This window comes from Halorubrum sp. SS7, assembly GCF_005435055.1.
GTDB classification, from domain to species: domain Archaea; phylum Halobacteriota; class Halobacteria; order Halobacteriales; family Haloferacaceae; genus Halorubrum; species Halorubrum salinarum.
In genome coordinates this window covers 1-22,022 of record NZ_SGXV01000024.1, presented here as the reverse complement: position 1 = coordinate 22,022, position 22,022 = coordinate 1, and the positions used below count along the sequence as shown (strand labels likewise).

Genomic DNA, 22,022 nt, shown 5'->3' with positions numbered 1-22,022 from the left:
CGCCCGCGTCGACTTCAACCACCCGCTGGCCGGCGAGGACCTCGAGTACGAGTACTAGATCCTCGAGGCCATCGACGACCGCGAGGACGACGGCGAGCCAGCCGCGGAACAGCGTGATCGCGTTCGCCGGGCCGAGCCGCGGCTCGGGGGCCTCTCCGTCGGGCGCGCGGTTCGCCGCGAGGTTGGCCCGCGCGTACGCCGCGAGGTACGCGCCGGGAACGACCGCGGCGAGGACCCAGGCCGTCCCGAGCGGGCGCCACAGCGCGGCCAGCCCGAGCGCGCCGAGCGCCACGGCGCCGGCGAACCGCCGTCGGAGCCGAGCGGGCGTGGCCGCGGAGGGATCGGGGGCCGGCATCTCAGTCCGGTCTCCCGTCCGCGGGCGGTCCGGCGTCGGGGTCGCCTTCGCCGTCCGCTTCCGCCTCGGCGCTCCGCGGGGTCTCCCCGATCTCCTCCATCACGCGGGCGTGGAACTCGCGGAGGACCGCGGACTCGTCGTCGGCGATGACGGTGTCGGAGTCGACCAGCGTCGCGAGCCCGAACGCGAGCGGGCTGGGCGAGTCGACGACGCGGTGTTCGACCGCGAGGTCGCCGGCGGCGATCCGGTCGACCGCCTCGCGGATGCCGTCGACGTCGAGCCGGTCCTCCAGCAGCTCTCGGTACGTCTCCTCTAACACGGCGAACCCCTCTAAGTCGGCCGCGAACGACAGCAGCATCTCGGCGGAGACCTGCTGTTCCGCGGCCGACTTCTCGTACCCCTTGTACCGCTTCAGGATCAGGAGCGCGCGCCCGGCGTTGATCCGGAAGTAGCGCTGGATCAGGTCCGTCCCCTGGACCGCTTCGCGCAGGTCCTCGCGGACCGTCTCCGGGTCGAGGTCGGCCAGTATCCCCGCCACGTCGACCTTCCGGTTCAGCGGGAGCGCCAGCGAGAAGCCGCGGTCGGCGACCGCCACCGCGACGTTGGCGTCGGTCCGGTTCGCGACCGCGGCCGCGACGAGCCGCGAGAGCCCGTCGTTGAACCGGCGACCGTAGGTCGAGTGGACGTAGAAGCGCCGCTTGTACTCGCTCCGGTCGAGTTCTTCCTCGACGACGAGGCGGTCGGGCGTCGAGACCGAGTCCGCGCCCGCGTACCGCACCTGCTCGTCGTACATGCGGGCGAGCGCGCGGACTGCGTTCCCGTCGAGGGGGAACTGCCGGAGCCACGCCCGGACCGCCGCCGGGCCGGCGTTCGGACCGTCCCCCGTCAGGCGGTCGAGGAGTTCGGCCTGGAAGTCGAGGACCTCGCGGGCGAGGTCCGCCGAGAGGGGCAGGCGCTCGGCGAACCACGAGGGGACGGTCGGGCGCTCGCTCGTGCGGTCGACGTACACCTTCGAGCCGCGCCGGTAGCGGAACGCGAACCGCTCGCCGCCCAGCGCGAACACGTCGCCGGACTCCAGCGTGTCGAGGTACGACTCGTCGAGGGTGCCGACCCACTCGTCGTCGCGCGTGAACACGTCGCAGGTGAACGAGTCGGGGATCGTTCCGACGTTCGTCATGTAGATCACCCGCGCGAGCCGCCCGCGCTTCCCGACGAGCGTCTCGCCCACCGGATATTCGGGGTAGTGGTGCTCCCCGTCGGGCGGGTCGTTGGCGTCGCGCCACACCTTCGGGTAGACGTTCTTGTCCTCCAGCCCGTCGTAGTCGCCGGTGAGGTACCGGAACAGCCGCTCGTACGCGGCGTCGTCGAAGCCGCGGTACGGGTGCGCCCGGCGCAGTACCTCGCGGACCTCGCGGTCGGGGCGGATCCGGTTTATCGCCATCCCGTAGACGTGCTGTGCGGCCACGTCGTACGCGCCCTCGGGCGGGAACACGCGGTCGACGAACCCCTCCTCGGCGCGCGCGAGCAGCGCGGCGCACTCGATCAGCTCGTCGCGGTCCAGCGCGAACACCCGGCCCTCGACGGTCTCGCCCGGGCTGTGGCCCGCGCGGCCGACGCGCTGGAGCAGCGCGGCGACGGACTTCGGCGACCCGACCTGGACGACGAGATCGAGGTGCGGCATGTCGATGCCCAACTCCAGGCTCGTCGAGGTCGTGACCACGTCCAGTTCGCCCGACTTCAGCCCCTCCTCGACGCGAGTGCGCTGGGCCTCGCCGAGGCTCCCGTGGTGGCAGCCGGAGTCCGACTCGTCGTAGTCGAACCGGCGCCGGAGTTCCTGAAGGGTGCGCTCGGCGCCCGACCGGGAGTTCGTGAACACCAGCGTGTTCTCGTGGGACTCGATCAGCTCGTGAAGCGACTCGTAGAAGCGGTCGGTCACCGCCGACCGCGGCGTGTGGATCAGGTCGGCGGCCGGCGTTCGGAGTTCGAGGTCGAACTCGCGCGCGAACCGGGCGTCGACCACCTCGCAGGCCCGCGTCTCGAACCCCTCGGCGTCGCCGACCGCGCCGGCGACGCGCTCGCGCCCGACGAGGAAGGAGGCGATACCGTCGAGCGGTTCGACGGTCGCCGAACAGCCGATCCGCGTGATTTCGGCCTCGCTCCCTCTATCTCCGTTCCGCGTCAACTCGGTCAGCCGCTCTAAGGACACCGCGAGGTGCGTGCCGCGCTTGTTCGCGGCAAGCGAGTGGATCTCGTCGACGATCACGTACTCGACGGTGCGGAGCTTCTCCTTGAACTTCGGCGAGTTGAGCAGGATCGCCAGCGTCTCCGGCGTGGTGTTGAGGACGTGCGGCGTCTCGGAGAGCATCGCCTGTCGGTCCGCCTTCGAGGTGTCGCCGTGGCGGATCGCCTGCCTGACGCCCGGATCGTACGCCTCGTCGTCGCCCGCCGCGTCGTCGCCCTCGGCCGCGGCGACCGCATCCCCGATTCCCTCCAAGGGAGTCTCCAGGTTGCGCTCGATGTCGTTCGCGAGCGACTTCAGCGGCGAGACGTACAGGCAGTAGACGGCGTTGTCGAGGTCGTCGGCGCGGTCGCGCGCGAAGAGGTCGTCGAGGACCGCGAGGAACGAGGCCAGCGTCTTCCCGCTGCCCGTCGGTGCCGCGACGAGGCAGTTCTCCCCGTCGTCGACGCGGGGGATCGCCTCGCGCTGCGGCGGCGTGAAGAACCCGCCGTTCTCGTCGACGTACGCGCCGAACCGATCGACCCACCAGCGCCGGACCGGCGGCGAGAGCCGCGCGAGCACGTCGGCGTCGGCGATCGGGACCGCGTCCGGGTCGAAGTCGGGGTCCGCGATCGCGCCGCGCTCGACCGCGTCGCGGAGGAGGGCGCGCGCGGCCGCCTCGTCGCCGCGGTCCGTGGTCTCGCTCACGGCGATCACGAGGGCTCGGAGGGGGAAATCGGTTGCGTCGGGCCCGCGGAAATTCGCGGAACCGACCCTATCTCCGTCGGGCCCGCGGAAATTCGCGGAACCGACCCTATCTCCGTCGGGCCCGCGGAAATTCGCGGAACCGACCCGTTTATCCGCCCGCCTTCCGTGGCGGCACACGTATGAGCGGCACCTCGCCGGAGCCCGACCGACGGATCGACCGGAACCTGTTCGTCACCGTCTCCGGCCCGCCGGGCTGCGGGGCCACGACCCTCGTCGAGGGCATCGCCGAGTCGCTCGACTGCGGCTACGTCTCCGGCGGCGAGCTGTTCCGCGAGATCGCCGCCGAACGGGAGATGAGCCTCTCCCAGCTCATCGCCGAGACCGGCGAGTCCGAGGAGATCGACCGTGCGCTCGACCGCCGGCTCCGCCGGATCGCCGAGAAGTGGGGCACGGCGAACAAGGCGTTCGTGCTGGAGTCGCGGCTCGCGGGCTGGATCGCCGGCAACCGCGCCGACATCCGGATCTGGCTCGACGCGCCCGACGAGGTCCGCGCGGACCGCACGGCCGACCGCGAGGAGATGACCTCCGAGATGCAGGTGCGCGAGGTCATCGAGGAGCAGCGCTACAAGTCCTACTACGACATCGACCTGAGCGACCGCTCCATCTACGACCTGGTGATCAACACGGGGCGGTGGGACGCCGAGGCCACGCTGGACCTGGCGCTCACCGGCATCGAACGCTACGACGTCGACGCCGACGAGGGCGCGTTCGACACGCCCGACTTCGAGATCTGATCGGCCGTCCGCGGCGGCGCCGTCCGGGCTACAAGCCTTCGACGCGGCGGAGCGCGCGCCGGACCTCGCCGGGCGTCGCGTACGGCCCGCCGCTCACCCGGTGGTCCGGGAGGAACACGGGGACGGGATTGTCGTTCAGCGCGCCCCGCACGGTGGCCACGTCGTCGGCGTCGTCGGGGTCGAACCCGGCGAGCCGGGCGAGGCGGCTCACCGACACCTCCTCACCGTACGGGACGTTGCGGAGCGCCTCCAGCGCCTCGCGCTGGTCGGTCGGGACCGTGAGGCCGAGCGCCACCTCGGTGAACTCGTCGCGCTCGCCGCCGAGGTACGCGCCGATCCGGTCGAGGAGGTCGTGGTCGCCGTCGGCGTCTCCCGGCGGCTCGGCGGGGAACGACACCGAGATGACGCGACCGCCGGCGAACCCGACCTGAACCGTCCGGCCGATCTGGTCGAACTCCCGGGCGAAGACGCCCGAGGTGCCCGCCATACTCATACCCTTCATTGGTCGGGTCGATCACTTAAAATATCCCCCGTCTGACCGAGTCGTACCCTCGCCCGGATGCTGAGCGAGTCGGCCAGGTCCCCGCAAGCCTTATGAACAGATACGTACATTAGTGTATAGTAATGGACGATCCAGACGAGCTGGCGCCGGCGGTCAGGTCGATCCTGTCCGCCGCACGGGAGCGCGCGGAGGCGGCGGCGAGATCGGGCGACACCGCCTCGGTCTCGCCCCGCGACCTCGCGGCCGCGTTCGAGCGGGCCGAGGCCGACGGGCGCGTCCCGGTGATCGCCGAGGTGAAGCCGACGAGCCCGACGACCGAGGGCAGCCGCGAGGACGACCCCGTCGCGCTCGCCGAGGGGATGGTCGCCGGCGGGGCGGCCGCACTGAGCGTGCTCACCGAGCCGGAGCACTTCGGGGGGAGCGTCGACACGCTCCAGCGGGTGCGCGAGGCCGTCGACGTGCCGGTGCTGCGCAAGGACTTCGTCGTCGAGGAGGCGCAGCTGGACGCCGTCGAGAGCGACGTTGTCCTCCTGATCGCCCGGTTCGTCGGGGACGACCTCCCCGACCTGCTCGCCGCCGCCCGCGACCGCGGCTTCCAGGTTCTCGTCGAGGTCCACGACCGCGACGAGCTGGAGCGCGCGCTCGACGCGGGCGCGACGACGGTCGGCGTCAACAACCGCGACCTCGCGGAGCTGGTCGTGGACCTCGGAACCTTCGAGTCCGTGGCGCCCCACGTCCCGAACGACGTGACGCTGATCGCCGAAAGCGGGATAGAGAGCCCGGCCGACGCGCGCCGGATGCGGGCGGCGGGCGCCGACGCCCTGCTCGTCGGCAGCGCGATCATGGACGGCGACGTGGAAGCGAACACGCGCGAACTGACGCGGGCGGAGGCGGACGACGACGCGGACCCGACACCCCACGACGCGACCGACACCACGGAGACACCCACATGAGCGAAACCGAATCATCGACGAGCGAGGTTGGAGAGCTTTCGCGACGCCCCGGCCGCGAGCGCGGCCGCGAGGACGGAAAGTTCGGCCGCTACGGCGGCCAGTACGTCCCTGAGGCGCTGATGCCGGCGATCGAGGAGCTGGCCGACGCCTACGAGCGCTACGTGCTGAACAACGAGGACGGGTTCATGGACGAGTTCCGCGAGCGCCTCGCGGACTTCGGCGGGCGCCCGACGCCGCTCCAGCGGGCCGGCCGGCTCTCGGAGCGCTACGACACGGAGGTGTACCTCAAGCGCGAGGACCTGCTCCACGGCGGCGCCCATAAGCTGAACAACGCGCTCGGGCAGGTGCTGCTCGCGAAGTACATGGGCAAGGAGCGCATCATCGCGGAGACCGGCGCCGGCCAGCACGGCACCGCGACCGCGATGGCGGCGGCGCACCTCGACATGCCCTGTACGATCTACATGGGCGAGCGCGACATCAACCGCCAGCGCCCCAACGTGTTCCGGATGAAGCTCAACGGGTCGGAGGTCAAGCCCGTCACCACCGGGCGCGGCACGCTGAAGGAGGCCATCTCCGAGACGATGCGCGACTGGGCGGCCACCGTCGAGGACACCCACTACGTGATCGGGTCGATCGTCGGCCCGCACCCCTTCCCGGTGATGGTCCGCGACTTCCAGGCGGTCATCTCCGAGGAGGCCCGCGAGCAGGCCATCGAGAAGACCGGCGGGCTCCCCACCGACGTGGTCGCCTGCGCGGGCGGCGGCTCGAACACGATGGGGGCGTTCGCCGACTTCGTCGACGACGAGTCGGTCGCGCTCCACGCGGTCGAGGCCGGGGGGTCCACGCTCGAAGTCGACGAGGAGGCGGGCGTCGCGCCCAACTCGGCGTCGCTGTTCGCCGGCGAGGAGGGCGTCCTCCACGGCGCGCGGACGAAGCTGCTCCAGGACTCCGACGGGCAGATCATGGAGAGCCACTCGGTGTCCTCCGGGCTCGACTACGCCGGCGTCGGCCCGGAGCTCGCGTACCTCGTCGACGAGGGGCGCGTGGACCCGGTCGCCGTCGACGACGACGCCGCGCTGGAGGGGTTCCACCGGCTCTCGAACACGGAGGGGATCATCCCCGCGTTAGAGACCGCCCACGCGTTCGGCTACCTGGAGGAGCACCACGAGGACCTCGGCGAGCGGGTCGTCGTCAACGTCTCCGGGCGCGGCGACAAGGACCTCGACGCCGCCATCGAGGAGACCGACCAGCGCGACGTGCCGAACGCGCCGGACATGTCGATGTTCACGGGGGGGATGTAGATGGGCAACTCCGAGGCCATCGCCGCTGCGTTCGCGGACGGCCCCGCCTACGTCCCGTACCTCGTCGTCGGCGACCCCGACTACGAGTCGTCGAAGGCGTACGTCGAGGCGCTCGACCGCGGCGGCGCCGACGTGATCGAGCTCGGCCTCCCGTTCTCCGAGCCGATCGCCGAGGGGTCGACGATCCAGGAGGCGCTCGTCCGCGCCCTCGACGCGGGGATGACGCCCGAGCGCTTCTTCGCGTTCGCGGAGGATCTCGACGTCGACGCCGCCCTGGTGTGTATGACGTACTACAACCTCATCTACCAGTACGGCGACGAGACCGGCCCCCGGCCGTTCGTCGAGCGGGCGGCGGCCGCGGGGATCGAGGGGCTCGTCGTCCCGGACCTCCCGGCCGAGGAGGCGGACCCGCTGCGCGAGGCGTGCGACGAGTTCGGGCTCGACCTCGTCTTCATCGTCGCGCCGACGACGCGCGGCGACCGGCTCGACCGCATGATGGAGAACGTCTCCGGGTACGTCTACGTCCAGGCGCGGTTGGGGACGACCGGCGCCCGCGACGATGTCTCCGACCAGACGACCGAGAGCCTCGACCGGCTCCGCGAGTACGACGTGCCGAAGGCGGTCGGGTTCGGCATCTCGACGGGCGAGCACGCGGAGCGCATCGTCGCGGGCGGCGCCGACGGGATCATCGTCGGCTCTGCGCTCGTCGACGTGGTCGCCGAGGGCGTCGCCGAGGACCTGTCGACCGACGAGGTCGCCGACCGGCTGGAGGCGCTCTCCCGCGAACTGACGGAGGGCGCCGAGCGCGGCTACCGCTCGCGGACGACGCCGGCCGAGTCCGCCTGACCAGAAACGGACTAATACCTCCCCGAACGAAACCGACTTACCTCCGATTGCCACACTCTCACACAACACTCGCCTCACAATGACAGCAGGACTCTCGGCACGACTCGACCGCATCTCCACGAACGACCGATACCTCATCGTCCCGATGGACCACGGGATCACGATGGGCGCCGTCCAGGGCCTCGTCGACATCGAGTCGACGATCGACGGCGTCACGAGCGGCGGCGCGGACGCCGTGCTCACGCAGCGCGGCATCGCGCCCCGCGTCCACGAGAACAAGAACGACGCCGGCTACATCGTCCACCTCAACGGGTCGACGACGATCGGGCCGGACGAGAGCGACAAGCGCGTCACCGGCACCGCGGAGGACGCGGTCCGCGCGGGCGCCGACGCCGTCTCCTTCCACATCAACGTCGGCTCCGACCACGAGCCGGACCAGATCGAGGAGCTCGCGGAGCTGACCGCCGACGCCGAGCGGCTCGGCCTCCCCGTCCTCGCGATGGCGTACGCGCGCGGCCCCGGCGTCGACGAGAGCGATCCGGAGGCGCTCGGCCACGCCGTCCGGCTCGCCGAGGAACTGGGCGCCGACGTGGTGAAGACCGGCTACTCCGGCGACGGCGACTCCTTCGAGCGCGTCACGGAGTCGACCCGCCTGCCGGTGGTCATCGCCGGCGGCTCGAAGGGGACCGACCGCGAGACGGTCGAGATGGTCCGCGGCGCGATGGACGGCGAGGCGGCGGGCGTCTCGATGGGGCGGTCGATCTTCCAGCACGACGACCCCGAGGGGATCGCCCGCGCGGTCTCCGCGGTGGTCCACGACGACGCCGCCGTCGAGGAGGCGCTGCGGGCGGGCGGGTTCGTCGAGGCCTGAGGTCCGCCCCCGCGACCGCGGGGCCGCGGTCGGGCGCACGCGACTGTTCCTTTCGCAGTTTTCAAGCCGGCGCGCCGTGAGGTGTCGGTAATGACACGCACGGTCTGGGTCAAAGCCGACGGCGCGGTCGGCGACTGGGAGGCGCGCAAGCGACGGGTCACGGCCGCCATCGAGGCCGGGGCGGACTGGGTCCTCGTCGACGAGGGCGACGTGGGGCGCGTCCGGGAGCTCGGCGACGTGAACGTGGCGGCGTTCCGGTCGGACGCCGACGTGATCGACGACGCCGAGAGCGACGCGGAGGCGGACGCGTACTTCGTCGGGAAGGGCGGCGAGGGCGACGGGACGATCGACATGCCCGACGACCTCTCCGGGTCGGCCGACCTGACCACGCTGCGCCGCCGCGACGACCGCGCGCAGGGCGCGTACGTCCGCGTCCTCGGCACGGAGTACGAGGCGTTCGCCGAGGCCGCGGCCGACGACGCCGAGTTCACCGTGGTCGTCGGCGAGGACTGGTCGATCATCCCCCTGGAGAACCTCATCGCCCGCGTCGGCGAGGAGACCCACCTCGTCGCGGGCGCGACGACCGCCGCGGAGGCCCGGACCGCCTTCGAGACGCTGGAGATCGGCGCCGACGGCGTCCTCCTCGATTCCGACTCCCCCGACGAGATCCGCGGCGCGGTCGAGGCCCGCGATGCGGCCGACCGCGAGACGCTCGACCTCCGGCACGCCGAGGTGACAGAGATCGAGCAGACCGGGATGGCGGACCGCGTCTGCATCGACACCGGGTCGCTGATGGACGACAGCGAGGGGATGCTGGTCGGCTCGATGTCGCGCGGGCTCTTCTTCGTCCACGCGGAGACCGCGGAGTCGCCGTACGTCGAGTCGCGCCCGTTCCGCGTGAACGCGGGCGCGGTCCACGCGTACGTCCGCAACCCCGAGGGCGGCACCAACTACCTCGCGGAGCTGTCGAGCGGCGACGAGGTCCAGGTCGTCGACACCGACGGGCACACCCGCGAGGCCGTGGTGGGTCGGGTGAAGATCGAGAAGCGCCCGATGTTCCGGATCCAGGCGGAGGTTGAGACCGACGACGGCACCGACCGCATCGAGACGCTCATCCAGAACGCCGAGACTGTGAAGATCGCCACGAGCGAGGGGCGGAAGGCCGTCACCGAGGTGGAGCCGGGCGACGAGGCGCTCGTCTTCTACGAGGACGTGGCGCGCCACTTCGGCGAGGCTGTCGAAGAGAGCATCATCGAGAAGTAAGCGAGCCGGGCCCCCCGTGAACGCGGCGGAGCCGTCGGACTCTTCCCCCGGTCAAAACGGCTGCCCGGTGAGACCAAACCACTCCCCGTCGAAAAAGTAATCAAAGAAATTACAAAACACAGGGACGAAAACCGGTGTATGCCCTCCTTCTCTCGACGTTCGCTCCTGAAAGCCGTTGGCGTAACGGGAGCGAGCGTCTCGGTCGTGGGCTGTTCCAAACTCGGTCCGACCGGTTCCCCTCAGACTCCACCTGCCGGGAGTTTACTGCTTCGCAACCGCCACTCCGTCCCACACGAGATCGCGCTGGAAGTACTCGACGTGGGGACGGCGGTCACGAGGCGAGTGGAGGAACATGACACCGTCACCGGAACCCCCGACGCCGCGGTCCCGGAACGGGATCTAACCGTGACGGCGGTTCTCGAACCCGGGCAAACGCGGACTTACGAGTCCGTGTTCGTCTCGGAGGTGTGGTACGATATTCGCTTCACGCTCGACGGAGAGTATCCCGGAGAAGACCTCGCGAGAACCGTGTACAAACCGGTCCGTCGCAACGCCGAAACCGCGGGTCGGAAGTTGATCGGTCGGGTATCAGATGGCGGGGGATTTTCGTGGGGCGTATCGAGCGTCAATACCCCGTGAGGGTTTCGGCAACCGGCTTCCGCCGCCGAACAGGAGGGGTGTGCTCGCTCGTGCGACCGGATCGGTGCCCGCGGCATTCGCCCCGACATTCGTGGTCCCTTGCTCCGAGCGGTCGAGAGCGCGGGGGACTGGCCGCGATCGTATCGACCACAAATCATTTTCCGTCGACATGTGATCTTACCGCATGGCAGTTGCTAACGAGGGAAACCGTCGCGTCGCCGAACAGGGGTTCATCGATCGGATTCAACACCTCGCGGGCGCCGCGAACCCGGCGTTCGCGGCCGGAAGCCTCCTCGTGCCGCTGGCCTTCTTCGCCGCGAGCCTCGCGCTGGGAAGCACCGAACTGCTCTTCTACACGCACGTCGCGGCCGGCGCGGTGTGGTTCGGGTTCGCGCTGATCTTCCCCGCGATAATCGGCCCGACGCTCGGCGGCCTCGACGAGGCGGCCGCGGCCGCGGTGAACAGGACGCTGATCCCGAAGGCGGTGTTCTTCCTCGTCGGCTTCTCGCTGACGACGGTGCTGTCGGGGACGGTCTTGTTGACGCCCGAGGTCGGGCTCGGGTACGGCTTCGGCGGGACGTGGTCGGGGCTCGCACTCGGGCTGGGCTGGGGGCTGTTCGCGTTCGGGCTCGCGGTCCCCCACCGGCTCCACCTCAGCGCGTACTACGAGACGGTCTCGCCCGACCCGGACGCCGACCGACTGGAATCGATCGAGAGGAAGAACCTCGTCGTCGGGCTCTTCGAGGGCGCGGTGATGCTCGCGCTGATCGTCCTGATGACCGGCTTCCGGCTCGGATAGCGGGAGCGCCGCGCGGCCGACGCGCCCGCAGTCGCACGCGCTGACACGCGGCCGAACCGTTATCTCGTCGTCGGGCGTCGAGCCGAGCATGGCCTCGACACTCCGCTCCTCCCTCCGCGCTCGGTTCGGCGTCGCGCTCCTGGCCGGCCTCCCCGGCGTCGCCGCGCTCGTGTGGTACGTCTACCGCACGACCTCGCCGACCGCCGTCCCGCCGGGGCTGTCCCGCCCGCTCCTCGCCCTCCTCTCCGGGCTCAACCCGCTCCTGCTGCTCGTCGTCGCGTGTCTGATCGGCGCCTACGCGACCCCGCGGGTCGGCCTGCGCTCGCACCTCCTCGACCGCGCGGGCGGCGACGCCGGGGCGCTCGGTCGGGTCCGCGGCGAGGCCGGGCTCGCCGTCGCGGTCGGCGTCGCCGGGAGCCTGCTCGTGATCGCGCTCGACGTCGCGCTGGCGCCGCTCGTCGCGCGCGACCTGCCGAGGTCGGCGATCGGCGCCGGGCGGCCGACGGTCGTCGACGTGCTCGCGTACGCGCCGGTCCGGTTCCTCTACGGCGGGGTCACGGAGGAACTGCTGCTCCGGTTCGGGCTCATGTCCGCGCTCGCGCTCGGCGGGTGGGTCCTCGCCGGCCGCCGCGGCGACGCGCCCGGACCGGGAGTCATGTGGGCCGCGATCGGGGTCTCGGCGGTGCTGTTCGGCGTCGGTCACCTGCCGGCGCTGGCGCAGGCGGTGGGGCTGACGCCGACGCTCGTCGCGCGAACGGTGCTGTTGAACGCGGTCGCCGGGGTCGCGTTCGGGTGGCTCTACTGGCGGCGCAGCCTCGAGGCGGCGATGGTCGCGCACGCGGCGTTCCACGTGCCGCTCGTGGCGCTGTCGCTGGTTCAGGTGCTCTCGTAAAAACGGGGCGGGCGGCCTGCTTCCCGGTTCAGGTCCCGTACAGCTCGCCGTACTTCTCGTCGACGTAGTCGAGGAAGGCGTCAGCCGAGAAGTCCTCGCCGGTCGCGCGCTTCACGAGCTCGTTCGTCTCGTAGCGGGAGCCGTGTCGGTGGACGTTCTCGCCGAGCCAGCCGTGGAGGTCGCCGAACTCGCCGTCGGCGATCTTGGCGTCGAGGTCGTCGATGTCGTCCTCGGCGGCCTCGAAGAGCTGGGCGGCCATCACGGAGCCGAGCGAGTAGGTGGGGAAGTAGCCGAAGTTGCCGTGGCTCCAGTGGATGTCCTGGAGGCAGCCCTCGCTGTCGGTGTCGGGGCGGATGCCGAGGTACTCCTCGTACTTGTCGTTCCAGACCTCGGGCACGTCCTCGACGTCGAGGTCGCCGCGGATCAGGTCGCGCTCGATCTCGAACCGGATCACGATGTGGAGGTGGTAGGTGAGCTCGTCGGCCTCGACGCGGATGAGGTTGTCCTCGTACACCTGGTTGAACGCCTCGTAAGCGTCCCGGACCGTCGCCTCCTCGGTCTGCGGGAAGTGCTCCTGGAAGACGGGGAGGAACTCCTCCCAGAACGCCTCGCTGCGCCCGACGTGGTTCTCCCAGAGCCGTGACTGCGACTCGTGGACCGAGAGGTCGCGCGACTCGCCCAGCGGCGTGCCGAAGTGCTCCTGCGGGAGCCCGAGGTTGTACTGCGCGTGGCCGAACTCGTGGATGGTCGAGCCGACCGCGCCGAGCGGGTCCTCCTCGTCGAACCGGGTCGTCACGCGGCAGTCGAACTGGTTGCCCGACGTGAACGGGTGCGAGGAGACGTCGAGGCGGCCGCGGTCGAAGTCGTAGCCGACGAGTTCGAGCGCGTCGCGGGAGAGCGCCTCCTGCTCGTCCTCCGAGAAGGTGCCCTCGAAGGTGTCGACCGCGAGCTCCACGTCGGACTCGCGGATGTCCTCGATCATCGGGACGAGCGCCTCGCGGAGCTCCGTGAGGATCGACTCGGCGCGCTCCATCGAGAGGCACGGCTCGAACTCCTCGAAGAGGACCTCGTAGGGGTCGCGGTCGGGGTCGATGTGCTCGGCGTACTCGCGTTTCAGCTCGACGTGCTTCTCCAGGTACGGGGCGAACTCATCGAAGTCGTCCTCTGCCTTCGCCTCCTCCCACGCCTGGAGCGCCTCGGAGCCGGTCTCGGATATCTCCTCGACCAGTTCGACCGGGACGGCGTCGGCGCGCTCGTACTCGCGGCGGACCTCGCGGACGACCGCTTCCTGCTCGTCGGTGAGGTCGGCGTCGTCGAGCTCGTCGAGCAGCTCGCCCGTCTCGTCGTCGGTGACCATGTCGTGGTGGACCGAGGAGAGCGCCGAGAGCTGCTTCGAGCGGGCGGGCGTGCCGCCCTCGGGCATCATCACCTGCTGGTCCCAGCCGAGGACGCCGGAGGCGCTGCCGACCGCGTTCCACCGCTCGACGCGGTCGAGGAGGGCGTCGTAGGCGTCCGGTGCGTTCGCTGCGTCGTCTGGCGCGGCTTCCGTTGCCATACGTCACGGATCGGCCGCGCACGTTAAGAAGGGACCGAACTCGGAACCCCTCGCTCGCCGCGCGGAGCCGCCGGAATTCCCTCTCGCCGAGCGCGTTCGCCGAGCGCGGGATATATGCCCGCCGCCGCGGTAGGACGGGTAACGGATGCCCGACGACGACTTCATCGACCTGCGGTCCGACACCGTCACGAAGCCATCGGCCGAGATGCGCGAGGCGGCCGCGACCGCCGAGGTCGGCGACGACGTGTACCGCGACGACCCGACGGTCAACGAGCTCGAACGGCGCGCGGCCGAGGCGGTCGGCACCGAGGCCGCGCTGTACGTCCCCTCCGGGACGATGGCGAACCAGATCGCGGTCCACGCCCACACGGAGCCGGGCCAGGAGCTCCTCCTGGAGCGCGAGTCGCACATCTACCGCTGGGAGCTGGCCGGCGCCGCCAAGCTCTCCGGCGTCCAGACGCGGACGATCGACGCCGGCGAGCGCTGCGTCCCGACCCCGGACGCGGTCCGCGAGGGGCTCGTCGACGAGGACCTCCACCGCCCCGGGACGGGCCTGCTCTCCTTGGAGAACACCCACAACTACCGCGGCGGGGTCGCGGTCCCGGTCGAGCGGATCGCCGACGCGGCCGATGTCGCCCGCAGGGCCGACGTGCCGGTCCACCTCGACGGCGCGCGCGTGTTCAACGCCGCGGTCGCGCTCGGCGTCGACGCGAGCGAGGTCGTCGCCCCCGTCGACAGCGTCACCTTCTGTCTCTCGAAGGGGCTCGGCGCGCCGGTCGGGTCGATCCTCGCCGGCGACGAGGCGTTCGTCGAGGACGCCCGCCGCGTCCGCAAGCTGTTCGGCGGCGGGATGCGCCAGGCGGGCATGATCGCCGCGCCCGCGCTCCGCGCGCTGGAGAACGTCGACCGCCTCGCCGAGGACCACGCCAACGCGGAGCGGCTCGCGGCCGGGCTGGACGCGCTCGACGGCGTCGACGCGCCCGCGCCCGACACCAACATCGTCGTCGCGAACACGGAGGCGGCCGGGATCCCGGCCGAGTCGCTCTACGCGGCCTGTAAGGAGGCGGGCGTCGGCTGCGTCGAGTTCGACGACTACGCGACGCGGTTCACCACCCACCTCGACGTCGACGAGGCGGACGTGGACGAGGCGGTCGACCGGATCGCGGCCGTCGTCGACGAGCTGCGGGACTGACGCGGCGCGCCGGTCCGCGGGCACCGAGCGGTGAGGTCCGCGGCGGAGGTCCGCACGGAAACGTTCAATTCGGCGGGCGACCTACGGCGGATCATGGACGCACGATGGGCCGCCCCGCGAACCCGAGCCGGTCGAACCGTGGTGAACGGCGCCCGCCCCTGAGGTCGTCGGCGTGGACATCAGCGGCCGCCACGAGGAGGACGGCGAGTACCTGATGGTCGCGGCCGCGGTCCACGCGCGGATCGACTCCTCGCGGATCCGGTCGGTCGAGGGGATGGGCTTCGCCACGGCGCGCGAGGGCCCGACGCTGGAGGCGACCGTCGCGCTCGCCGCGGAGGCGGTCGGCGACCTCCCGACGCCGCCGGAGGGGCCGGTCGTCGCGGAAGGCGGCGAGTTCTACGAGGAGCCGGCAGCCCGCGTCGGCCTGAGCTTTCAGCCCGAGTTTAAATACGTCGAGAGCATAGGCGAGCGCGAGACAGTGCAGGCAGCACACCACGCCGCGTACGCCGCGCGCGACCTCCTCCGATGAGCGGGGGCGCCGGGAACGCGGACGGCGACGCCGAGCCGCGGACCGAGCGGCGCCGCGCGGTCGTCGCGAAGCGCGTCGACTCGGGCGAGGCCGACCTCGCGGAGATATCCCAGCTCGCCGCCGCCGCGGGGTACGAGGTGGTCGGCGAGCTCACCCAGACGCGCACGGAGGACGCCGCCTTCATGTTCGGCGAGGGGAAGGTCGCAGAGCTGCGCGACCTGGTCCGTCAGACCGACGCCGAGGCGGTCATCATCGACAACGACGTGGGGCCGTACCAGACGTTCAACATCGGCGGGGAGCTCCCCAAGGGCGTCGAGGTCGTCGACCGGTTCACGCTCATCCTCGAGATCTTCGGCCAGCGCGCGAACACCCGCAAGGCGCAGCTCCAGGTCGAGCTGGCGGAGCTCCGCTACGAGCTGCCGCGCGCGGAGGCGAAGGCGAGCCTCGCGAAGCGCGACGAGCGCCCCGGGTTCATGGGGCTCGGCGAGTACGACGAGAGCGTCGAGCGCGACATCAAACGGCAGATATCGGAGATCCGCGACGAGCTCGAATCGATCGCGGAGAAGGAGGAGGCGCGCCGCGAGCAGCGCCGCGACTCCGGCTTCGAGCTGGTCGCGCTCGCCGGGTACACCAACGCAGGGAAGTCGACGCTGATGCGCCGGCTCGCCGACGAGCTGGCGGTCGACGAGAACGACGACCGACACCGCGACCTCGACACCACCGCCGAGTCGCAGGACATGCTGTTCACGACGCTCGGCACCACGACCCGCCGGGCCGAGATGGAGAAGCGCGACGTGCTCCTCACCGACACGGTCGGGTTCATCTCGGACCTCCCCCACTGGCTGGTCGAGTCGTTCGAGTCGACGCTCGACTCCGTCTACCGGGCCGACCTCGTGCTGCTCGTCGTGGACGCGAGCGAGCCGGTCGCGGAGATGCGCGAGAAGCTCGTCACGAGCCACGACACCCTCTACGAGCGCAACGAGGCGCCGGTCGTCACCGTGTTCAACAAGGTCGACCGGCTGGCGCCCGGCGAGCTGGCGGAGAAGCGCGGCGCGCTCTCGGGCGTGGCGCCGGACCCGATCGCCGTCTCGGCGAAGACGGGCGCCGGCGTCGCCGAGCTCCGGGACCGCGTCGAGGACGAACTGCCGGACTGGGAGCGCGAGCGGCTCGTGCTCCCCGTCTCCGACGACGCGATGAGCCTCGTCTCGTGGGTCCACGACCACGGGTACGTCGCCGAGGAGACGTACGCGGGCGACCAGGTGACGGTCGAATTCGAGGCGAAGCCGTCGATCGTCGCCCGCGCCCGGGCGAAGGCGGCCGAGCTCGCGCCCGCCGAATCGGCGTAAGGGATCGCCTCAAGACGCGGCCGGGACCGGTTCGCGGCGAGGGCGGTGCGACGGCTCCGGCTCAGAACTGCGGGCCGAGCGACCCGAGCGCGTCGCTCTCCGGTATCGCCCGCGCGAGGTCGACGGTCGCGGCCCCGAGGGTCTCCAGCCGCGCGCGGACGGCGTCGTCCGCCACCTCACGGGACTCGAAGTCGTCGTCGCTCGCGTACGCGCCGCCGACGACGTGTGCGCCGAAGAAGGCGAACGCGGGTCGGAGCTCCTGATCGACCGCGAGGTAGTGGTGATCCGTCGCGCCGGTGGCGACGAGCGCGACCGCGGCGTCCTCGAACGGCGCGACGTCGGCCTGCCACATGCCGCGCGGGACCATGTCGAGCAGGTTCTTCAGCGCCCCGGAGTAGGAGCCCCGGTAGACCGGCGTGCCGACGACGTACGCGTCGGCCGCGACGATCCGTTCGAGCGCGGCCGCGGTGTCCCCTCCGTACTCGTCGAGCCCGCGTCCGTCCGCGGTGACGAGGTCGTACTCCGCGAGGTGGAGCACCTCGGTCTCGATCCCGTCGCCCGCCGCTTCGGCCGCTTCGAGCGCGGTCTCCACCGCGCTGCGGGTCTTCGACTCGGACGAGACGCTGCCCGCGATCCCGAGGACGGTGGTCGCGTCGGTCACCGCGCCACCTGCGCCCCGGCGATCTCTTCGACCTCGTCGCCCCCGTCGATATCGTCGACGTCGAGCGGCTCGGCCTCCTCAACCCGCGGGATGATCGTCTCGCCGAACCGCTCCAGTTCCTCGTCGTAGTGGAGGAACCCGGCGAGCACGATGTCGATCCCGATCGCGTCGAGCTTCCGGATCCGCTCGACGATCTGGTCGTCGGTCCCGATGAGTCCGGTCTTGAACCCGTCGTTGTACTGGACCAGGTCCTCCACGTCGGAATCGGCCCACATCCCCTCGCCCTCGGCGGACGACTGCCCGGCCTGTTTCACCTGTTCTTTGAACGCCTCGACCGCCTCGTCGGTCGCGTTCTCGATGATCCCCTCCAGCGTCTCCTTCGCCGCGGCCTCGGTGTCGCGCTGGATGACGAAGGCGTTCGCCGCGAACCGCGGCGGTTCGGTGTCGAACTCCGCGGCGTACTCTTCGACGTCTTCGATCACGGCGCGGATCTCCTGGAGGCTCCCGCCGTTGATGAACAGCACGTCGGCGTTGCGCGCGGCCATCTTCCGGGCCGCCTGCGAGTTGCCGCCCTGGAACACCTGCGGGTACGGCTCCTGGACCGGCTTCGGCTCGAGCGGCGCTCCCTCGAAGCCGTCGATGTCGCGGCCGATCGTGTAGAACCGACCGTCGTACGTGGCGCGCTCCTCCGTCCACAGCGCCTTCATCGCCTCGATGAACTCCTCGGACCGGGCGTACCGCTCGTCGTGAGCGAGCCACGACTGGCCGAACCCGGTGAACTCGCCTTTGAACCAGCCGGACACGACGTTGATCGAGAAGCGGCCGTCGCTGATGCGGTCGGCGGTCGCGATGAAGTTCGCCAGCGGGCCGGGCTCCCACAGCCCGGGGTGGACGGCGCCGATGACGTGGAGGGTCTCGGTCTGGGCCGCCAGCGCGTTCGCGGTCGACAGCGCCTCCAACTGACGGTCGGCGCCGTAGCTCCCGAAGAAACGGGCCTGCGCGAGCGCGTATTCGAAGCCGACCTCCTCCGCCGTCCGCGCCAACTTGAGGTTGTACTCGTACGTCCAGTCGGTGTCCATCTCCCAGTCGGAGACGACCAGCCCGCCGCTGACGTTCGGTACCCAGTAGGCAAACTCGGTGTCCATACACCCCATCCGGTCGGTCTACTGGTAAGCGGCCGCGTAGTGGCGAGTCATGGCGTTGCTCCCCGGAGACGGCAATGGTTGACGCTCTCTCGGATCCGCGAGAAGGACGGGACGCCGCCCGCCGGCCCGCAATGACGCCCTGTCGTTCCACTCGACAGGGGGCCGATCACGTCCGCGAGGCGAGCGCTCAATTGTCCTCAGCCGGCGGGGATCCGGACAAAGTATACATTCCTTGGATTGCGAAATACTGGCATGGACGACGGCGGAGTCGACGGGTGGCGAGCGTTCGGGGGTGTGGGCGACGACGCCGTCCCGCCGCCGGCCGACTTCCGGACCGAGGCCGCCGCGAGCGACCCCTCGGTGTACGAGCGGTTCGAGCGAGAGGGCCCCGAGGCGTGGCGCGAGGCGGCCGACCTCCTGACGTGGGACCGGAGGTACGACGCCGTCCTCGACGACTCCGAGCCGCCCTTCTACGAGTGGTTCACCGGCGGGAAGCTGAACGCGTCGGCGAACTGCGTCGACCGCCACCTCGACGACCGCCGGAACCAGCTCGCGATCCGGTGGTTCGGGAAGCGGGGCGAGCGGCGGTCGTACACCTACCTCGACCTCCACCGCGAGGTGAACGCGCTCGCGGCCGGCCTCCGCGACCTCGGCGTCGAGGAGGACGACGTGGTCACGCTGTACCTGCCGATGATCCCGGAGCTACCGATCGCGATGCTGGCGTGCGCGCGCATCGGCGCGCCGCACAACGTCGTCTTCGCGGGGCTGTCCGCGGAGGCGCTCGCGACGCGGATCGACGCCGCCGACTCCGAGTACCTGATCACCTGCGACGGCTACTACCGCCGCGAGGACGCCTTCAACCAGAAGTCGAAGGCGGACAACGCCCGGATCCGCGCCGAGAGCGAGCTGTCGGCCGCGGTCGTGGTCGACCGCCTCGGGGACGAACTCGCCGTCTCGCTGGGCGACGACGAGCACGAGTACGACGCGCTCGTGGCCGCGCACGACGGCGAGACGGTCGAGCCCGTCGCCCGCGACGCGACCGACCTGCTCTTCGTGATGTACACCTCGGGGACGACCGGGCGGCCGAAGGGGGTCGAGCACGCGACGGGCGGCTACCTCGCGCACGTCGCGTGGACGACGCGGACGGTCCTGGACGTGCGGCCCGACGACACCTACTGGTGCGCGGCCGACATCGGCTGGATCACGGGCCACTCCTACGGGGTGTACGGCCCCCTCGCGACCGGGACGACCACCGTGCTGTACGAGGGGTCGCCCGACTACCCGGACCGGGACCGCGTCTGGGACCTGATCGAGCGCAACGCGGTGAGCGTCTTCTACACCTCGCCGACCGCGATCCGGTCGTTCATGAAGTGGGGCGCGGAGTACCCCGAGTCCCACGACCTCTCGTCGATCCGCCTGCTCGGCACGGTCGGCGAGTCGATCACGCCGAAGGCGTGGCGCTGGTACCGCGAGCACGTCGGCGGCGGGGACGCGCCGGTCGTCGACACCTGGTGGCAGACCGAGACCGGCGCCATCGCGCTCGCCACGCTGCCCGGGGTCACGCCCATGAAGCCGGGGAAGGTCGGGCCGCCGCTGCCCGGGATCGACGCCCGCGTCGTCGACGAGGACGGCGACCCGGTCGACCCCGGCGAGTCGGGCTACCTCACCATCGCCTCGCCGTGGCCCGGCATGCTGCGCGGGCTCCGCGAGGGCGACGAGCGCTACCTGCGCGAGTACTGGCTGAACGGCGAGGACGGCTGGCGCTACCGCACCGGCGACGGCGCGACCGTCGACGAGGACGGCTACGTCACGATCCTCGGGCGCGTCGACGACGTGATCAACGTCCGGGCGCAGCGGTTCAACACGGGCGAGCTCGAGGCCGCCATCGTCGACGCCGAGGGCGTGACCGAGGCGGCGGTCGTCGGCGACGACGACGGGCGGATCGTCGCGTACGTGACGACGAAGAGCGGCGTCGAGCCCGACGAGCGCCTGCGCGACGCCATCGCCGACCGACTCGCGAGCGCCGTCGGCGACGTGGCCCGCCCCGACCGGATCGTGTTCACCCCGGAGCTTCCCAAGACGCGCTCCGGGAAGATCATGCGGCGGCTGCTGGAGGACATCGCCCGCGGCGAGGAGTTCGGCGACGTGAGCGCGCTCCGCAATCCCGAGGTCGTCGGCGAGATCGAGTCGACCGTCCGAGAAACGCGAAACTGATAGCAGTTTCTCTCTTCGCGCTCTGAAGCGTGTTGTGGTTACTTGACGGTAGGGCCCGTATCGAGGGTATGGGAACGAACGTCTTCGCGGCGGACGCGATCCACGCCCGTCGCCGCGCGGTGGTCAAGACGCTGTGCTACCGGGCGCTGATGGTGACGATCACGGTCGCGGTCGCGTGGCTCGTCGTCGGCGACGTCGGTCAGGCGGCGAGCATCGGCTTCGTGACGAACGCCGTAAAGACGCTCACTTACTACGGCTACGAGCGGCTGTGGGACCACGTCGCCTGGGGCGTGAGTCCCTCCGGGTGACCGGCGAGCGGCGTTTCGGCTACCGAGCGTGAGACGAAACAGCGGGTCGGGCTCCCCGGGCGACTAGCGCGGAGCTTACGACTGAGTGGACCGAACGACTCTCTGAAGCTCGGTATCCGGAACAGTTTTGTTTCGGCTGCTTGTTGAGTTCCGAAACGAATGGCCGACGGCCTCGACGCGGACGCCTACGACGCGCTCGTCACCGCCGCGGAGACGTATCGCGCGGCGCTCGTCGTCAGGCTGGCGGGCGAGGCCGGCCTCCGGACCGAAGAGATCACCCGCGTCGCCCCGCGACACCTGCGCGAGCCGGACTCGGTCGCCGGCGCGCGCCTCCTCGCGGTGCCCGCGGCCGACGGCGACGAGGGCGCGAGCGGGGGGTCGACCGCGTCCGGCGGCGAACCGATCGACCGCGAGACCGTGGTCCCGGCCTCGCTGGCCGCCGACCTCGACCGCTACGCGACGAGCGAGGGGCTCGCCGACGACGAGCCGTACGTCGACGTCTCGCCGCGGCGCGTCCAGATGATCGTGAGCGAGACAGCGGCGCGGGCGGCCGGCCTAACCGACGGCGCGGTCGACGAGCGGGTCACCCCGAGCGCCCTCCGGAAGACGTTCGCCCGGCGCCAGCTCGTGGACCGCGGCGTCGACCCGCGGGCCGTCCGCGACGCCGGCGGCTGGGAGTCGCTCAGCACCCTCGACCCGTACCTCGACCCGCTCGACGGGGAGGCGCTCGCGGCCGCCATGGCCGGCGAGGGGGGTTCCGACGACGCGGCCGCGGAGCGGGGCGGAACGACCGCGCTCCCGGGGTTCGAGGCGCTCGCCGACCCGGGATCGGCGGCCCCCGCCGCGGCCGTCGGTCGTCGCCGGCGCCCCGTCCGTGACGGCTCCGGCTCAGAACTGCGGGCCGAGCGACCCGAGCGCGTCGCTCTCCGGT

20 protein-coding genes and 1 pseudogene are annotated in these 22,022 nt (G+C 71.2%); 15 read left to right on the top strand and 6 right to left on the bottom strand.

Going from position 1 to position 22,022, the window contains the following annotated elements:
* Nucleotides 1–355, bottom strand: a pseudogene (locus tag EXE44_RS15470) (hypothetical protein); the annotation flags it as partial.
* Between the two features lies 1 nt (nt 356).
* On the bottom strand, nt 357–3,290 hold the full coding sequence (locus EXE44_RS15465; protein ID WP_137717893.1) for an ATP-dependent helicase: 2,934 nt from the start codon (nt 3,288–3,290) through the stop codon (nt 357–359).
* A 170-nt stretch (nt 3,291–3,460) separates the two neighbouring features.
* On the opposite strand from EXE44_RS15465, the gene cmk reads away from it, so the two are divergent.
* Nucleotides 3,461–4,075, top strand: coding sequence for a (d)CMP kinase (cmk, locus tag EXE44_RS15460; protein ID WP_137717892.1), 615 nt, complete (start codon nt 3,461–3,463; stop codon nt 4,073–4,075).
* 28 nt (nt 4,076–4,103) lie between these two features.
* On the opposite strand, the gene EXE44_RS15455 is transcribed toward cmk, so the two are convergent.
* Nucleotides 4,104–4,568: an MGMT family protein gene (locus EXE44_RS15455; RefSeq protein ID WP_137717891.1), complete on the bottom strand. Its 465-nt coding sequence runs from the start codon at nt 4,566–4,568 to the stop codon at nt 4,104–4,106.
* Nucleotides 4,569–4,699: 131 nt separating this feature from the next.
* On the opposite strand from EXE44_RS15455, the gene trpC reads away from it, so the two are divergent.
* The 8 genes from trpC to EXE44_RS15415 all read left to right on the top strand — a co-directional run bounded on the left by trpC (nt 4,700) and on the right by EXE44_RS15415 (nt 12,141).
* Nucleotides 4,700–5,530 (top strand): indole-3-glycerol phosphate synthase, encoded by an 831-nt coding sequence (gene trpC, locus EXE44_RS15450; RefSeq protein ID WP_137717890.1) that lies wholly within the window; start codon nt 4,700–4,702, stop codon nt 5,528–5,530.
* The gene (trpB, locus tag EXE44_RS15445) at nt 5,527–6,831 is read left to right on the top strand and encodes a tryptophan synthase subunit beta (RefSeq protein ID WP_137717889.1); all 1,305 of its coding nucleotides are present in this window, start codon (nt 5,527–5,529) and stop codon (nt 6,829–6,831) included. The genes trpC and trpB overlap by 4 nt, the downstream gene beginning before the upstream one ends.
* Entirely contained in the window at nt 6,832–7,677 is an 846-nt protein-coding gene (gene trpA, locus EXE44_RS15440; RefSeq protein WP_137717888.1) for a tryptophan synthase subunit alpha, read from the top strand. It abuts the gene before it with no gap.
* Nucleotides 7,678–7,756: 79 nt separating this feature from the next.
* Nucleotides 7,757–8,548 (top strand): 2-amino-3,7-dideoxy-D-threo-hept-6-ulosonate synthase, encoded by a 792-nt coding sequence (locus EXE44_RS15435; RefSeq protein ID WP_121562381.1) that lies wholly within the window; start codon nt 7,757–7,759, stop codon nt 8,546–8,548.
* 90 nt (nt 8,549–8,638) lie between these two features.
* A complete protein-coding gene (locus EXE44_RS15430; protein WP_137717887.1) occupies nt 8,639–9,811 on the top strand; it encodes a 3-dehydroquinate synthase II in 1,173 nt (390 codons plus the stop codon).
* Nucleotides 9,812–9,949: 138 nt separating this feature from the next.
* On the top strand, nt 9,950–10,450 hold the full coding sequence (locus EXE44_RS15425; protein ID WP_137717886.1) for a twin-arginine translocation signal domain-containing protein: 501 nt from the start codon (nt 9,950–9,952) through the stop codon (nt 10,448–10,450).
* 184 nt (nt 10,451–10,634) lie between these two features.
* Entirely contained in the window at nt 10,635–11,249 is a 615-nt protein-coding gene (locus EXE44_RS15420) for a hypothetical protein (protein WP_137717885.1), read from the top strand.
* A gap of 88 nt (nt 11,250–11,337) precedes the next feature.
* Nucleotides 11,338–12,141 carry a CPBP family intramembrane glutamic endopeptidase gene (locus EXE44_RS15415; RefSeq protein WP_137717884.1) on the top strand — a complete coding sequence of 268 codons (804 nt, stop codon included), beginning with the start codon at nt 11,338–11,340 and terminating at the stop codon, nt 12,139–12,141.
* A gap of 28 nt (nt 12,142–12,169) precedes the next feature.
* On the opposite strand, the gene EXE44_RS15410 is transcribed toward EXE44_RS15415, so the two are convergent.
* Nucleotides 12,170–13,696 carry a carboxypeptidase M32 gene (locus tag EXE44_RS15410; protein WP_137717883.1) on the bottom strand — a complete coding sequence of 509 codons (1,527 nt, stop codon included), beginning with the start codon at nt 13,694–13,696 and terminating at the stop codon, nt 12,170–12,172.
* 145 nt (nt 13,697–13,841) lie between these two features.
* Between EXE44_RS15410 and EXE44_RS15405 the strand changes: the two genes are divergently transcribed.
* The 3 genes from EXE44_RS15405 (at nt 13,842) to hflX (ending at nt 16,763) form a co-directional block, all read left to right on the top strand.
* Nucleotides 13,842–14,888 carry a low specificity L-threonine aldolase gene (locus EXE44_RS15405; RefSeq protein ID WP_137717882.1) on the top strand — a complete coding sequence of 349 codons (1,047 nt, stop codon included), beginning with the start codon at nt 13,842–13,844 and terminating at the stop codon, nt 14,886–14,888.
* A gap of 172 nt (nt 14,889–15,060) precedes the next feature.
* The gene (locus EXE44_RS15400; RefSeq protein ID WP_137717881.1) at nt 15,061–15,417 is read left to right on the top strand and encodes a DUF2209 family protein; all 357 of its coding nucleotides are present in this window, start codon (nt 15,061–15,063) and stop codon (nt 15,415–15,417) included.
* Entirely contained in the window at nt 15,414–16,763 is a 1,350-nt protein-coding gene (gene hflX, locus EXE44_RS15395; protein WP_137717880.1) for a GTPase HflX, read from the top strand. The genes EXE44_RS15400 and hflX overlap by 4 nt, the downstream gene beginning before the upstream one ends.
* A gap of 61 nt (nt 16,764–16,824) precedes the next feature.
* Here the strand turns inward: hflX and EXE44_RS15390 are convergent, their stop codons facing one another.
* Both EXE44_RS15390 and sfnG read right to left on the bottom strand, forming a co-directional pair.
* Nucleotides 16,825–17,424 carry an NADPH-dependent FMN reductase gene (locus tag EXE44_RS15390; RefSeq protein ID WP_137717879.1) on the bottom strand — a complete coding sequence of 200 codons (600 nt, stop codon included), beginning with the start codon at nt 17,422–17,424 and terminating at the stop codon, nt 16,825–16,827.
* Nucleotides 17,421–18,569 carry a dimethylsulfone monooxygenase SfnG gene (gene sfnG / locus EXE44_RS15385; RefSeq protein WP_137717878.1) on the bottom strand — a complete coding sequence of 383 codons (1,149 nt, stop codon included), beginning with the start codon at nt 18,567–18,569 and terminating at the stop codon, nt 17,421–17,423. Before sfnG ends, EXE44_RS15390 begins: the two co-directional genes overlap by 4 nt.
* A gap of 252 nt (nt 18,570–18,821) precedes the next feature.
* Between sfnG and acs the strand changes: the two genes are divergently transcribed.
* The 3 genes from acs to EXE44_RS15370 all read left to right on the top strand — a co-directional run.
* Complete coding sequence (gene acs, locus EXE44_RS15380) at nt 18,822–20,783, top strand: acetate--CoA ligase (RefSeq protein ID WP_137717877.1); 1,962 nt, start codon at nt 18,822–18,824, stop codon at nt 20,781–20,783.
* A gap of 68 nt (nt 20,784–20,851) precedes the next feature.
* Entirely contained in the window at nt 20,852–21,091 is a 240-nt protein-coding gene (locus EXE44_RS15375; protein ID WP_137717876.1) for a DUF2061 domain-containing protein, read from the top strand.
* A 159-nt stretch (nt 21,092–21,250) separates the two neighbouring features.
* On the top strand, nt 21,251–22,022 hold a 772-nt coding region (locus tag EXE44_RS15370; RefSeq protein WP_137717875.1), incomplete at its 3' end, for a tyrosine-type recombinase/integrase.